Source organism: Chitinophaga silvatica (genome assembly GCF_003419895.1).
In the GTDB taxonomy this organism is placed as follows: Bacteria; Bacteroidota; Bacteroidia; order Chitinophagales; family Chitinophagaceae; genus Chitinophaga; species Chitinophaga silvatica.
This window is the reverse complement of the sequence record NZ_QPMM01000011.1, coordinates 247,223-260,841: the sequence shown is the minus strand read 5'-3', so window position 1 is coordinate 260,841 and position 13,619 is coordinate 247,223. Positions and strand designations below refer to the sequence as shown.

Annotated in this window: 16 protein-coding genes; 9 read left to right on the top strand and 7 right to left on the bottom strand. The window is 40.0% G+C overall.

Going from position 1 to position 13,619, the window contains the following annotated elements:
- Positions 1-26 precede the first annotated feature (26 nt).
- The 4 genes from DVR12_RS20620 to DVR12_RS20605 all read right to left on the bottom strand — a co-directional run bounded on the left by DVR12_RS20620 (position 27) and on the right by DVR12_RS20605 (position 5,153).
- Complete coding sequence (locus tag DVR12_RS20620) at positions 27-3,044, bottom strand: SusC/RagA family TonB-linked outer membrane protein (RefSeq protein ID WP_158563319.1); 3,018 nt, start codon at positions 3,042-3,044, stop codon at positions 27-29.
- A 20-nt stretch (positions 3,045-3,064) separates the two neighbouring features.
- On the bottom strand, positions 3,065-4,003 hold the full coding sequence (locus DVR12_RS20615; protein WP_116977684.1) for a FecR family protein: 939 nt from the start codon (positions 4,001-4,003) through the stop codon (positions 3,065-3,067).
- A 96-nt stretch (positions 4,004-4,099) separates the two neighbouring features.
- On the bottom strand, positions 4,100-4,603 hold the full coding sequence (locus DVR12_RS20610) for an RNA polymerase sigma factor (protein WP_116977683.1): 504 nt from the start codon (positions 4,601-4,603) through the stop codon (positions 4,100-4,102).
- 205 nt (positions 4,604-4,808) lie between these two features.
- Positions 4,809-5,153: a hypothetical protein gene (locus DVR12_RS20605; protein ID WP_116977682.1), complete on the bottom strand. Its 345-nt coding sequence runs from the start codon at positions 5,151-5,153 to the stop codon at positions 4,809-4,811.
- Positions 5,154-5,561: 408 nt separating this feature from the next.
- Here DVR12_RS20605 and DVR12_RS20600 point away from each other — a divergent pair, with 408 nt between their 5' ends.
- Both DVR12_RS20600 and DVR12_RS20595 read left to right on the top strand, forming a co-directional pair.
- Positions 5,562-6,152, top strand: coding sequence for a hypothetical protein (locus DVR12_RS20600; protein WP_147323501.1), 591 nt, complete (start codon positions 5,562-5,564; stop codon positions 6,150-6,152).
- A 201-nt stretch (positions 6,153-6,353) separates the two neighbouring features.
- A complete protein-coding gene (locus DVR12_RS20595) occupies positions 6,354-6,698 on the top strand; it encodes a carboxymuconolactone decarboxylase family protein (protein WP_116977680.1) in 345 nt (114 codons plus the stop codon).
- A 56-nt stretch (positions 6,699-6,754) separates the two neighbouring features.
- Here DVR12_RS20595 and DVR12_RS20590 read toward each other — a convergent pair whose 3' ends face one another.
- Positions 6,755-7,690: an alpha/beta hydrolase family protein gene (locus DVR12_RS20590; RefSeq protein WP_147323500.1), complete on the bottom strand. Its 936-nt coding sequence runs from the start codon at positions 7,688-7,690 to the stop codon at positions 6,755-6,757.
- 221 nt (positions 7,691-7,911) lie between these two features.
- On the opposite strand from DVR12_RS20590, the gene DVR12_RS20585 reads away from it, so the two are divergent.
- Positions 7,912-8,409 (top strand): PH domain-containing protein, encoded by a 498-nt coding sequence (locus tag DVR12_RS20585; RefSeq protein ID WP_116977678.1) that lies wholly within the window; start codon positions 7,912-7,914, stop codon positions 8,407-8,409.
- 3 nt (positions 8,410-8,412) lie between these two features.
- On the opposite strand, the gene DVR12_RS20580 is transcribed toward DVR12_RS20585, so the two are convergent.
- The gene (locus tag DVR12_RS20580) at positions 8,413-9,306 is read right to left on the bottom strand and encodes a helix-turn-helix domain-containing protein (RefSeq protein WP_116977677.1); all 894 of its coding nucleotides are present in this window, start codon (positions 9,304-9,306) and stop codon (positions 8,413-8,415) included.
- Between the two features lie 88 nt (positions 9,307-9,394).
- Here DVR12_RS20580 and DVR12_RS20575 point away from each other — a divergent pair, with 88 nt between their 5' ends.
- Positions 9,395-9,793 carry a hypothetical protein gene (locus tag DVR12_RS20575; protein WP_116977676.1) on the top strand — a complete coding sequence of 133 codons (399 nt, stop codon included), beginning with the start codon at positions 9,395-9,397 and terminating at the stop codon, positions 9,791-9,793.
- Here the strand turns inward: DVR12_RS20575 and DVR12_RS27500 are convergent.
- Positions 9,770-9,952 carry a hypothetical protein gene (locus DVR12_RS27500; RefSeq protein WP_147323499.1) on the bottom strand — a complete coding sequence of 61 codons (183 nt, stop codon included), beginning with the start codon at positions 9,950-9,952 and terminating at the stop codon, positions 9,770-9,772. The genes DVR12_RS20575 and DVR12_RS27500 overlap by 24 nt on opposite strands.
- A 25-nt stretch (positions 9,953-9,977) precedes the next feature.
- Here DVR12_RS27500 and ureA point away from each other — a divergent pair, with 25 nt between their 5' ends.
- Genes ureA through DVR12_RS20550 form a run of 5 tightly spaced genes read left to right on the top strand, consistent with a single transcriptional unit; the run spans position 9,978 to position 13,602 of the window.
- A complete protein-coding gene (gene ureA / locus DVR12_RS20570) occupies positions 9,978-10,280 on the top strand; it encodes an urease subunit gamma (protein ID WP_116977675.1) in 303 nt (100 codons plus the stop codon).
- An 18-nt stretch (positions 10,281-10,298) separates the two neighbouring features.
- A complete protein-coding gene (ureB, locus tag DVR12_RS20565) occupies positions 10,299-10,673 on the top strand; it encodes an urease subunit beta (RefSeq protein WP_116977674.1) in 375 nt (124 codons plus the stop codon).
- Positions 10,670-12,391 (top strand): urease subunit alpha, encoded by a 1,722-nt coding sequence (gene ureC / locus DVR12_RS20560; RefSeq protein WP_116977673.1) that lies wholly within the window; start codon positions 10,670-10,672, stop codon positions 12,389-12,391. The genes ureB and ureC overlap by 4 nt, the downstream gene beginning before the upstream one ends.
- Before the next feature lie 14 nt (positions 12,392-12,405).
- Positions 12,406-12,909, top strand: a complete 504-nt coding sequence (ureE, locus tag DVR12_RS20555; protein ID WP_116977672.1) for an urease accessory protein UreE — start codon at positions 12,406-12,408, stop codon at positions 12,907-12,909.
- Positions 12,910-13,602, top strand: a complete 693-nt coding sequence (locus tag DVR12_RS20550) for an urease accessory protein UreF (protein WP_233522434.1) — start codon at positions 12,910-12,912, stop codon at positions 13,600-13,602.
- Positions 13,603-13,619: the final 17 nt, after the last annotated feature.

Genomic DNA, 13,619 nt, shown 5'->3' with positions numbered 1-13,619 from the left:
TGTTATTACATTTAGAAACATAAAACTCAGAAAGTAGCATTCAATCCAAAAATGAAACTGCGGGTTTGAGGGTAAGAACCAAAGTCAACCCCTATAGCGGTATTACTATTATGGCCAAAAGCGCTAACCTCGGGATCATATCCTGAATACTTTGTAATGGTCAAAAGATTTTCTCCTGTACAATACAGTTTCAGATTTGTGGCCTTAAGTTTTAATGTATATCCAAGCGTTAAGGATTTTAACCGGATATACGAACCATCTTCCACGAACCTTGATGAAATCTGAGAATTGTAGTTACTATAGGGAGCATCCGGATTATTATAATCAGGCTTAGGTACATTGGTTATTTCTCCTTCATTTCTCCATCTGTTAAGTACGGCAGCCGACTGATTTCTTAAAGCCCACATCCCTTCTGAATAGATTCTGGTAGCATTCAGGATTTGGTTACCTTGAACACTTTGAATGAAGAAGGAGAAATTCCAGTTATTATATTTGAAATCATTTGTAATACCGAATGAATATTTTGGATTGGCATTTCCTATCACCGCCATATCGCTGGTTTGTAGTCCTTCATCCTTGTCGGCAATTGTATAAATCATGTTACCGGTTTTAGGATCCACGCCCTGCGCCACATAGCCAAAGAATGAGCCAAGAGGCAAGCCAGCCTTAACTATAATACTATTTCCCTTACTGTTGATAGCTCCGTCGTAAATAATTCCATCATTTACATTCAGAACCTTATTTCGGTTTAAGCTGATGTTGAAATCTGTGGACCAGGTAAATTTACGATCCACTATATTTTTTGAAGAAGCGGTAAATTCAAATCCTCTGTTTTGCAGGCTGCCTACATTTTTCAACACTGTAGTATATCCGGAACTACCAGGAATCGGTGCTTGTAACAGCAGGTCGATTGTTTTTTTATTATAGTAATCAGCAACAATTGTAAGGCGGTTGTTTAATAGTGACATATCGAAACCAAAATCCGTTTGCCTGGTTGTTTCCCAGTGCAGGTCATCATTTCCAAGGGTAGAAGGCGTATAACCGGCTGTTACCTGATTGCCGAATACATAGCTACCGGAAGCAGCAATAATACCTAAATAAGAATAGGCTGGAATCTGGCTGTTGCCCACATCCCCCCAGCTAAATCTGAATTTAAGGTCGTTGATTGCAGGAATTTGTTCCTTAAAAAAGGACTCATTACTAATTCTCCAGGCTACAGAAAAAGCAGGGAAATAACCCCAGCGACTGGCAGGCCCAAATACAGAAGAACCATCAGCTCTGAAGTTACCGGTGAAATAATACCTATCGTCGTAGCCATAAGTAAGCCGGCTGATTACTGAACTGGTAGATATTTTGGTAATTGCCTGAGTGGCCGCATCAATAATAGACCCTCCATTTACAGTAGTGATATTTCCATTGGCGAAGTTCCGGGTACTGATACTTGCTGCATCTGCAACTGTTTTTGAGGCAATAAAACCAGCCATTGCTCCGATATTATGTTTGCCCAGGAGTTTCTGATAGGTCAGTGTATTTTCACTCATCCAGTATTCATTAGCATCGGATGAATAGTTGCCCATACCTTTCTTACTTCTTCCTTCGGTGGTTTTATAAGGATCAACGAAGCTTTGGTATTTTCCGGTGTAATTTTCATATCCCAGCATAGTTCTGGCTTTCAGGTCTGGGGTGATGTTGGCTTCGGCGTATACGTTACCTAAAAACCTGTTTTTAGTATAATAATGATCGTTACCACGAGCAAGACCTACGGGATTGTCAAGATCCTGATAAAAAGGATCAACAGTAAATTTGGTTCCTGCAGGATTATATACCCTGATAACAGGGGAGCCGGTTAAGGTATTCAGCAATACACTATTTGCACCGCCATTGGCACCTTCTGAAACATCCACATCATACCAGCGATTATAAGACAAGCTGGTACCTACTTTGAAAATGTTACTGATCTTATGATCCAGGTTTGTTTTGAAGTTGGCGCGGTTCATTGTATTGGAGATTACTACCCCATTCTGCTTTACCAGTCCACCTGCTAAATAGAAAGTTGATTTAGCATTTCCTCCTCTTACAGAAAGGTTCAGATTCTGACTGGTACCGGTTCTGAACAGTTCATCCTGCCAATTGGTATTGGCATCAAAGACAGAAGTATCGATGCTTTCTCCCATATCGTGGATCAATTGAGCATATTGGGTACTGTTGAGGACTGGTATTTTCTTCCTGACATTGGAGATTCCATAATAGGAATCGAAAGAAACAATTGTTTTACCATTAGTACCTCTTTTAGTAGTGATCAGCACAACACCATTTGCACCAGAAGCCCCATAAATTGCAGCTGCAGAAGCATCTTTAAGGATCGAGAAGCTTTCTATATCAGACGGATTGATTTCTGAAATACTTTGGGTAGGTACACCATCTACCAGGTATAAAGGTTCGCTACCCGATGTGATAGAAGAAGTACCACGAATTCTGATACTGAAACCTGATTCGGGAGAACCGGAAGATTTAATAATTTGTACACCGGCAGCCTTACCTTCGAGGGCATCTCCAAACTGTACATTGGGTCTGTTCTCCAGCGCATGTGCAGATACTACCGCTATTGATCCGGTGATATCTTTTTTGCGTTGGGTACCATAACCTACTACAACTACCTCGCCCAGGTTGAAAGTATCTTTCATCAGTTTTACATACATGGTAGTAAGACCATCTTTGGAAAGAGTGTAGTTATCAAATAATTGCGGTATATACCCTGTAAAAGAAACTGTAATGGAAATGAATCCGTTGTTTGGCAGATTGTTGAAGTAAAAGGTACCTGTTGTATCGGTTTGTACTCCTTGTGAGAAATGCAGCTTATCATTTTTTGCGACAACAACGGCGCCATTAATAGCTCGTCCATTATCGTCCTGTACCAGTCCTTTCAGTCTGGCTGTCGCCTGACCGTTAGCCATAGCTGAAATCAACAATAAGCAATACAATATGATCCTTCCTTTGGAAGATAGCGATACCGAACGTATTCGCTGAAATACATTACATGACATAAGTCGTGGCATTTGGTTGATTATTTATAGATCAGGTATGTTCCGTCGTCTTTCTTTTTATACTTTAATTCATTCAGGGAAGTGATGACCTGGATGATGTGCTCCAATGAATCGTTTTTATCGAATTTTCCTATGAAATGAAGATTGGCCAGGTCGCTCTTTTTAAATCTGATTGGTTGACCGTAGAGCTCCGACAATCTATCGAGAATTACCGGAAGTGCAGCATTATCAAATGAAAACCAGGTAGGGCGCATGATCATTCGATCTTCGGCCAAAGTTTCCTTTTTTGCTGTCGCCAGCATCGGCTTTGTATTTTTGTTTTTATTGATGATTTCCATTGTGGAAGCAGATCTGTTCCAAATAAACAGGTCATTAACCGCCAGCAATTTTGGGGATTGCTGCACTACCCTGTCGGTTACCTGAACAATTCCTTCTTCCAGTAATACAGATTCGCTGACTTCCTCTTTTACGTTTTTAACCAGGAATCTGGTGCCTATAGCCTTTACAGTGATATTATCGGCATATACAATAAAAGGTCGGGAATGATCCTTATGAACGTCGAATTCTCCTATTCCATCCAGGTATAGCTCTCGCTTTACCTGATTGTAATCAGTGGAAAATATGAGCATAGAATGAGGATACAGTGCAACCAGTGTACTGTCGGCCAATCGAAACCGGCTGATTGTGTCGGAAGTATTGCGGAGCAACTTAACTGCCGGCACACTGGCAAATTTCGGCTGCTCCGGTGGTGGAGCAAAGAAATAGGCCCATGTACAGGAAATTATGAAGATCCCGGCAAAAGCAATTGACACATATCTGATTCGTAATTGCTTTTTGCGATCTTTATGGATCAAGTGACGGATAGAATGGTAATTTTCATCCCAGTCCATTCCCTTTGGCACATCGTCCTCATTAAAATCCTGCCATTCTTCATGGAGATGGTCGTTATTCTTACTCATAACATAAATTCAAAAGTAGCTTTGCAAGGATACTTTTCAAGAGATCTAAAGAGCCCTCATATAGTATTACGATGGTAGATAGAAAATTCCTCCGGCTTATTTTAATTTTTTTCTGAGGCGTTTCAGGGTCTTATTAATGTAGTTGTCGATACTCTTTACAGGCATAGATAAAAGGTGAGCAATCTGCTGGTAGGAATAGCCATGGAGCTTATTCAGGAGAAAAATACGTTGGTTCAGGTCTGATTCTGATTTGAGGTGGTAAAGTACGGATTCCCTTTCCAACGTATCGTAATCATTTGCAGGGTTAGGGAACTCCAACGAATCAATGGGTTCATTGACACGGTGTTTATTCGTACGAAGAAAGTCGATATACACATGCTTAGCCAGCTGAAAGAGGTGCTGGTCTACATTGGCGTATACATCAATAGTATAACGATATTTCCATAAACGGAAAAAAACACTTTGCATCAGGTCTGCCGCATCATCTACAGACCTGGTCTTTTTGTAAAAAAATGCCAGGACCTTTTCCTTCTTTAGCTTATAAACCTGCTCAAAAGCCGGTTCTTCACTATTTTTAATGCCTAATAATAAATTGTCCATACATCTTCAGTTTCATGAGCGATCTCAAAACATGGAAATTAAAACGAAAGATGGACTACAATATTCCATTGAAAGTGCCTGCAAAGCTTATTTGATTGATAAATTAGGTAATTTTTCTTTTTTTTTCAAAAGTATGTTATAAAATCGAAAATGAGATTTTATATGATGAACATTTCATGGCCAGAATGAAGTAATATAATGATAATCAATGCCAATCGTGAAAGCAAAATCGGCATTGCTTTGCTTTGGGAGTTCTGGTTATTTTGCTACATGCCGGACAGAGATTTAAATTGAGCTCATGCTGATGCTCTTCCCAAATTCGCCGGATAATTCTTTCTTTCAATGCTTCCTTCCCATCTTCTATCATTGAAAGTATTTTCGGTTCATCACTGATCCATCCTTTTTCTTTCATCATTGTAAGCATTGTTTCAGATTCTGTTTCAAGATTATAATGCGAAGCTGTTTTTCGTGCCATTGCTTCATCTTCAGTCATAAACCTACCGCAATAATAATAGATATAGTCTTTAAGTTCCGGGTATAAAGTATCCATAGAAATGAGTAATTATCTAATAAAATTAATCATCGTTTTTTGTTAAAAAAACTGAACATCAAACTATAAAAATAAATCCAGTCATTAACTTGAAAAGTTCAAAAATCAAATATTCTTGTCCTTATCTTAAAGTTTTTTCTTCCTAAAAAACAGCTTATAGAAATAGCTTCAAACACAATACCATAAATAGTTACAACGAATTACAGACAATAGACAAAGCAACTCCCTGTTTAATCTGTGCAGCTTTAGATATTTATCAAGCGCCATCACATTTTGATGGGATTTTAATACCCCCCGATTATTCATATATAAATAAATATTTCCTTTGCATACGCACTGAAAAAAATATAAGAATGCAACCTATAGCTGGCAAATCCAATTTTTACATTAACCAATAAATCAATCAAATTGAAAAGGATCATTTTGTTGACCACCGCCTGCATGATGGGCCTGGCCTCCTATTCCCAAAGCTTTATGCACGGAGCTGGTGCTGTAGTATTTGTAACCAAACCAACTAACGGTGAAGCCTCAACTATTGGTGGCCTAACCTATTCGCCTCGTGTGAATTTCGTAGAAAACGACAATATGTCTGTATCTGTTGGTGTTCCATTAAGCGTTGGTCTGAGTGGTAGCTATAGCAGCAACCGCGGGTCATACAGTGGAGAAAGCAATAACCTCAGCTTCATGTTTAACGCCCCTGTAATTGTAAACCTGAACTTCGGCTGTGGCGCAACCAAAGACGTAGATAGTCGCTTCGGTTTCTTCATTGGTGCAGGTTACGGTTATCACTACCAAAGTGTGAACGAAAACTTTAGCGACAGCTTCGAAAATTCTTACAGCTATAGTGGGAAAGCTAGTACCACTGGTCCTGTAGGTAATGCAGGTATTCGTTTTGGAGTTGGCGAAGTTCACAATATCGAAGTGAAATTCAGCTTTATGAAAGGTATCACTAACGATAAACCAAATATCTTCGGAATTGGTGCTTTGTTCAACTTCTAGCAAATTATTACTGTCTGTTTTCCCTCATACCGGATACTGGTCTATTCTCAGCCTCCAGTAAAAGACATAATAACATAAGGTAGTATCAGAAGTTTGATACTACCTTATTGCATTTTACATACACCGCATTAGTTTTTTCCCTATTTTGTTATAATCACCCCACTTCTACTAAAGGAATATTAAACCCAAATCTAAGTTCATATGTCTCATTATCAATCTCCAAAAGACCGGGCGTATGTAGATGCCCTTGTAAACGCAGCCTCCAAAGAAGCAGCAGCATTCTTTAATCTTAAGTACACAGCTGAAAGGAAAGACGGTGTAATTCCAATAAAGTACCGGGAACTTATGTCAGTAGCTGTAGCCCTGACAACACAATGCGCCTATTGTATTGAATCACATATTAAAAATGCTGTTGAAGCCGGTGCAACTCAGGAAGAAATTGCCGAAACTGTATTCATTGCTGCAGCATTAAGGGCTGGAGGTGCAGTTGGAAATGGATTATTAGCAATGCGTCTTTTTGAAGAGGCAAGTAATACCAATGTTTGAGAAATCTAACAAGCACTGTTTACTTGCATTGAAATCATCTCTCAAAAACAACCTGTTTAGTTTTTGGGCAGGGATGCATTTATCCATACAATAAATTCATTTGCATCTAACATCGAAAAGGCATGAGGATGCCTTCTCCCGTCGGGCAAATATCCCTTTCCAAGACAAATCATTAATTCGGCAGATTGATTACCTAATAATCTGAGTTGTGAAATTGCAGCAGAAAGATCAGATGCATTCATATATTCGTATGCTCCCCTTCTGTTTTCAATTACCCAATTAATGTCCGGATCACAGTACAGACGAACAGGAATATGTCTCAGGTACTTAATATTTCCACCTTCAGCAGCATCTCTGTAGAAAGAGGAATATTGCTCATATGCGGCTGGCTTTTGAGCTGGTTTTCCACCATATAACTTTTCCATTTGATTCATGAAATAGGTAGATTCTTCGACACTGACTTTTGAAAAATTAATACGTCGGTTATAGGAGAAGGTTGTCCATAGACGTTTCATATCTAGTGGTGGGTCTACTCCAAACACGAGGTTTGGCTTGACAACCTGAGGAAGATTCATTTTGATAGCCTGTTCAGCATAAAATAAAGCCTGATGACCTCCCAGGGAATGCCCTCCCAGGATAAATCTGTTTGGTGGAATTCCATATTTCCCGATTACCTCAGGGATTAAAGTTTGTAACCTGCTTTGAACAAGGTTTAAAGTATCAACGACTTCATAATTTACAAGCAAAGGGATAATTACTGCGTATCCACTATCTGATGCTAATTGAGGTAAATTCGTTTCTTTTAATATTTCCGATGGAGTTGTAGCAAATCCAGGAAGAATTAGTAATAACCCTTTAGGAACACCAGCTGGCAACAAAGACAAATAAAAGTTCTGAAGACTATCCGTTTTACTTCTATAAACAACTTCCATTTTTTGACCATATGCAATATGTGTCAGCATCAGTAATAGTAGTAAATAAATTCTTCTCATATTTTAAATTGGACGCGGATAAATTAAAAGATTATATAACCAGTATTATTCACAGGTATTGTAGAAACGGGTTATCCTAAATTTATATATTCTTTCAATTTGGTGCAAGAAAAACTTCATAATAATTAGCAGTAAAGAATAGGATACGGATGTTAATAATTATTTTATCCAGGATCGAATTATTATTAAATTGCTGATAATCCATTTTGAATCTTAAAGTTATGAAATACTCTGCCAGGTATGATACCTTAACAAAGGTCATTACGATTATTGTTATTATTTTCGTAGTAAGTCTTTTTGTTTTAATTATTAGCTCCAAACCTGGTAATACTGTACCAGGTAATGTAGCACTGATTATATTAGCAGTATCGATCCTTGTTACATTTGGATATAGCCCCAGATATTATAGCATTACAGAGGACGCAATAATAATCAAGCGGATATTTTCTGATATATCAATACCATTTGAAGATGTAGTAAATATATCCATAATTGAAAAATCTGCTATAAGAGGAAGTCTTAGGGTATTTGGGTCAGGTGGCCTATTTGGTTATTTAGGAATTTTCAGGTCCAGTAATTTAGGTAAATACCAGATGTGGTCTACAAATTGTGAAACATTAGTGTTAATCGAATGTATGAACAAAAAGATTGTTATCAGCCCATCTGATAATAATGATTTCATAGAGGAATTTAATAGAAAAAAGAAACCTTTTAGCTGAGAATTATTTCCCAACATTAATACCTACTCTCTTTTTATAATCTGTTGGAGATTCTCCAGTTACTTGCCTGAATAACCTGGCAAAGTAATTGGGTGACTGAAAATTCAGTTCAAAGGCGACACTGGAAATATCCCTGCTTACATCCTGGAGCAGAATCTGACTATGCAGGATATTAACTTCATTAATCCATTGTTTTGGAGGCTTACCCGTTGCCTGCTTAACCACCTTATTAAGGTAATTCTCAGTGATATTAAGTTTTTGAGCATAGTAGGAAACTTGCCTTTCCTTCAAATGATGCTGTTGTACCAATTCTCTGAAATGAAGTGAGATTTCTGTAGCCCTGGTCATATTACCATGGTCTTCTCCGGCGGATGCTATAATTTTTTGCAGGAAAGGCCTGAATACTCCGACAGCAACCTCCAGAGAAGAATTCTTTATATTCAGTTCCTCTTCCATCAACTCAACCAACCTCGAAAGCCAACGAACGGTTGAAATTGGTAATTTGATATAAGGAGATGTAAAGAAGAAATTAAATAACTGCCTGTTAAGTGCCAGATTTTCAATGACATCGTTTTCAAAAACGACAAAAAAACCTTCTGCATCTTTTGAAATTTCAAGAGTTGCAGTAATATTTCCCTGCCTGATTAACAAGATTGAGTTGGCATTTAATTTATGAGAACCGGTTTCCAATTGTTGAACAATCTGGCCTTTAGTAACGAAGATCAGGAAGTTAAAGGAAGTACGATATGGTAATACCGGTATTACAATGTTACGCAGGTAATCTTCGATCCTATAAACTTGTAGTTGTGCATTGTTGAGCAATACCTGATTGGAAATACCCGGCAGGAATTGCTTTTTATATTCAAAATTGGAAAAAATTTTTACTGAAGATCTCATAAATGCAAAATTACCTGATTTTGGATATAATATTCATGATTTGTGCTAGTCCTCTTTTTTATTTCGATGTAATTTGCAGGTCCGGAATATGAAATTGTATTTCAGATATATATTATTACTTCTCTTCCTGATTGGTTTTTCATTCATAGGAAAAAATAAGGGCCCACTACTTCAAAGCAGGGCAAGCAGGATAGCATTATCAGCCAATATCGCTGATATTACTCAACTTCAGGTAGCCAGTGAATGCATTCATTTAGATCAGTTAATTTACATCAACGACAACGATAATGATGAAGATGTAAGCAGCTTATTTAATGAGCATTCGTATTTACTCCTCAATGATCTTTCTGAATATTATCTTACCATCCTGAAAAATCAGGACACCTTACCTGAATATAATACCAGATTTGTGCATGCGAATTGGCCCATACCGGCAGTTCCCAAATTCATTCGGCACCACCAGTTACTGATCCCCTTCCAATGCTGAATTACTATACTCCCAGCGGGTTTCGCTGAGATTGTTTATAGTCAGCATATCTGTTAAGTTACTTACCAGGAATTTTCTTCCTGCCCGGAACCGGGCTGAACTTTCTGTATGCGGAATTGTATATTCGTAAGCCCAGTCCATTTGAAGTGGGCACTTCATTGCTATCTACTAAAATTTTACTCATATGCATCTGACTCCCAGAGAAACAGAGAAACTGTTACTCCATCTGGCCGGAGAACTGGCTGCCAAGCGTAAAGCAAGGGGCCTCAAACTCAATTATCCTGAATCTATTGCCTACATTAGTAGTCACCTGCTCGAAGCAGCCCGTGATGGCCGATCGGTGGCCGACCTAATGCAGTATGGGGCAACTGTCCTAACCCGTGAAGATGTCATGGAAGGCGTTCCTGAAATGATCCACGACGTACAGATCGAGGCTACATTCCCGGACGGTACTAAACTGGTTACCGTTCATGATCCTATCAGATAAAATCTAAACTCATTTAACATGATTCCCGGAGAATACTTTATCCAGCCAGGAGAAATCGCTTGCAATGAAGGCCGCCCCACTGTAAAAGTAAAGGTGGTAAATACAGGAGACCGCCCGGTCCAAATTGGCTCACACTTCCACTTCTTTGAAGTGAACCGAAAAATGAATTTCGACCGTGAAAAAGCATTTGGTATGCGTCTCAATATCGCTGCCGGTACCGCCGTTCGATTCGAACCCGGCGAAGAAAAGGAAGTAGAACTGGTAACCATTGGTGGTACAAGAAAAGCTTTCGGCCATAATAACCTGGTAGACGGAGATACTACCTCCGAGGCAGCCAAAGCTGCGGCCATGGCTAAACTCGAACCCAATAACTTCAAAAATCAAAAGTCATGAGCCTTAAGATCAATAAAATCAAATACGCAAATCTCTATGGCCCTACTGTTGGTGATAAAGTTCGCCTGGGCGATACAAATATTATCATAGAAATTGAAAAAGATTTTAACCATTATGGGGAAGAAAATAAATTCGGGGGTGGTAAAACGGTGCGTGACGGGATGTCACAGTCGAGTACCGCACTGCGTGATGAAGGTGTGCTGGATTTCGTGATCACTAATGTCATTGTCCTCGACCACTGGGGTATCATGAAGGGCGATCTGGGTATCAAAGATGGCCACATCGTAGGTTTTGGGAAAGCAGGAAACCCAGATACCATGGATGGTGTATCGCCAAATATGATCATCGGTGCTTCAACCGAAGTACATGGCGGCGAAGGCCTCATTGCCACTGCAGGCGGAATAGATACACACATACACTATATTTCACCGCAACAGATTGAAACTGCCTTATTTAGCGGTGTTACCACTATGATTGGTGGGGGTACAGGGCCGGCTGACGGAACTAACGCTACCACCGTAACATCAGGAAAATGGTTTATTACCCGAATGTTGCAATCTGCTGAAGCTTTTCCAATGAACCTGGGCTTTTTGGGTAAAGGCAACTGCGCCACTGAAGGGCCAATTGCTGAACAAATTGAAGCAGGTGCTTTAGGCGTAAAAATTCATGAAGACTGGGGTGCTACTCCGGCAGTAATTGATGCTTCCCTGAAAGTAGCCGATAAATATGATGTACAGGTAGCTATTCACACAGACACACTCAATGAGGCAGGCTTCCTCGAAGATACCATGAATGCAATTAACGGACGTGTCATTCATACCTTCCACACAGAAGGTGCCGGTGGCGGTCATGCTCCTGATATCATCAAGGCAGCTATGTATCCCAACGTCTTGCCTGCATCTACAAATCCTACCCGTCCATTCACCAAAAATACTATTGATGAACACCTGGATATGCTGATGGTTTGTCATCATCTAAGCAAAAGTATTCCGGAAGATGTGGCGTTTGCCGACTCCCGAATTCGTCCGGAAACCATTGCGGCAGAAGATATCCTGCACGACCTGGGAGTGTTTAGTATCATGAGTTCCGATTCCCAGGCAATGGGCCGTGTAGGCGAGGTGGTTACCCGCACCTGGCAGACTGCCGATAAAATGAAACTGCAACGCGGGGCCTTAGCTGAAGATCAGGCTCACAATAATGATAATTTCCGGGCTAAACGATATGTAGCCAAATACACTATCAATCCTGCTATTGCGCACGGTATATCTGAGCATGTTGGCTCTATTGAACCAGGCAAATTTGCCGATATAGTGCTATGGAAACCAGCACTGTTTGGCGCAAAACCGGAAATGATTATTAAGGGTGGTATGATCATCGCCAGCAAAATGGGCGACCCTAATGCAAGCATTCCAACTCCTCAACCCGTAATTCTCCGTAAAATGTTTGGTGCCTATGGTAAAGCACTATCGCGATCCTGTATCACTTTCGTATCTCAGGCTTCTATTGATAATGGTATTGTGAAAGAATATGGTCTGGAGAAAGTGGTATTGCCTGTAAAGAATTGCCGCAACATTGGAAAAAAAGACCTGATCCACAACAATAAAACACCGGAAATCACTGTAAATCCAGAAACTTACGAAGTACGTGTAGATGGCCTCGTGATTACCTGTGAGCCCGTAGCTACTTTGCCTTTGGCTCAACGTTATTTCCTGTTTTAAGAAAAAATGTTTGTATGATAATAGAATCAGTGCTGGGTAATACTGCTGATATTTCGTTAACTAATCTGGAAATAGACCTGTTGCCGCTGGAATGGTTTGAAACCACCAAACGTATACAGCGGAAAAAAACTGCAGCAGGCCATGAGATTGCAATCAGGTTTCTCCGGGAAGGTCAACGCCTCCACCAGGGCGATATCCTGTTGCAGGATGAGCAGCGTGCAATAGTCGTAGATATTATTCCCAGTGATGCAATTGTAGTCACTCCCCGTAACCTTTTGGAAATGGGGAGTGTGTGCTATGAAATCGGTAATAAACATCTTCCGGTATTCATTCAAAATGATCAGGTTTTATTGCCTTTCGAAGAACCAATATTTCGCTGGCTCCAGGCAAGTGGATATGCGACCGAAAAGCAGCATACCCGCCTGACCAATCTGTTGAATGCCAATGTTCAACCGCATAGCCATGGTAGTGGCAGTAGTTCACTGTTTTCTAAAATAATGAGTCTAACATCCAGATAAATGATGAACCGCTTCTATCTCGGCAGCCTGCTGCACTTAAGTGATCCAACACTTCCCATTGGTGGATATACACATTCTAATGGGCTGGAAACCTATGTGCAACAAGGAATCGTGCATAACACAGCAACGGCCGAACAATTTGTGCGGCAGATGCTAACGGCCAATCTACATTTCAACGATGCGGCCTTTGTTTGCCTGGCTTATCAGGCGGCGGCAGAAAATAATCTGCCTGCCCTCCTGTTACTGGATACTGAATTGAGTGCTCTTAAACTACCGGCAGAAATACGTAATGCGAGTCAGAAACTGGGCCTGCGGCTGATTAAAATCTTCCGTCGACAAACCGAGTTTGCTTTTGCTTCTGCATATGAGAATGCCATCACTAATAAACAAATAGATGGACATTATGCCATTGCATTTGGCGTGTATGCATCCCTGTTAGAAATTCCTTTGCCGGAAGCATTATACGCCTTCTTCTATAATGCAGCTGCAGGAATGGTTACCAATGCAGTAAAACTGGTTCCACTAAGCCAATTGGATGGACAAGACATCCTCTTTCGTATGCAACCGGTGATTGCAGATTTAGTAGAAAAAACCAGGAACCTGGACAGAGATCTTGTTGGTGTATGTAACACCGGATTTGATATCCGATGCATGCAGCATGAACAGCTGTACTCCAGGTTATATATGTCTTAAACTTAAAAATATTTATC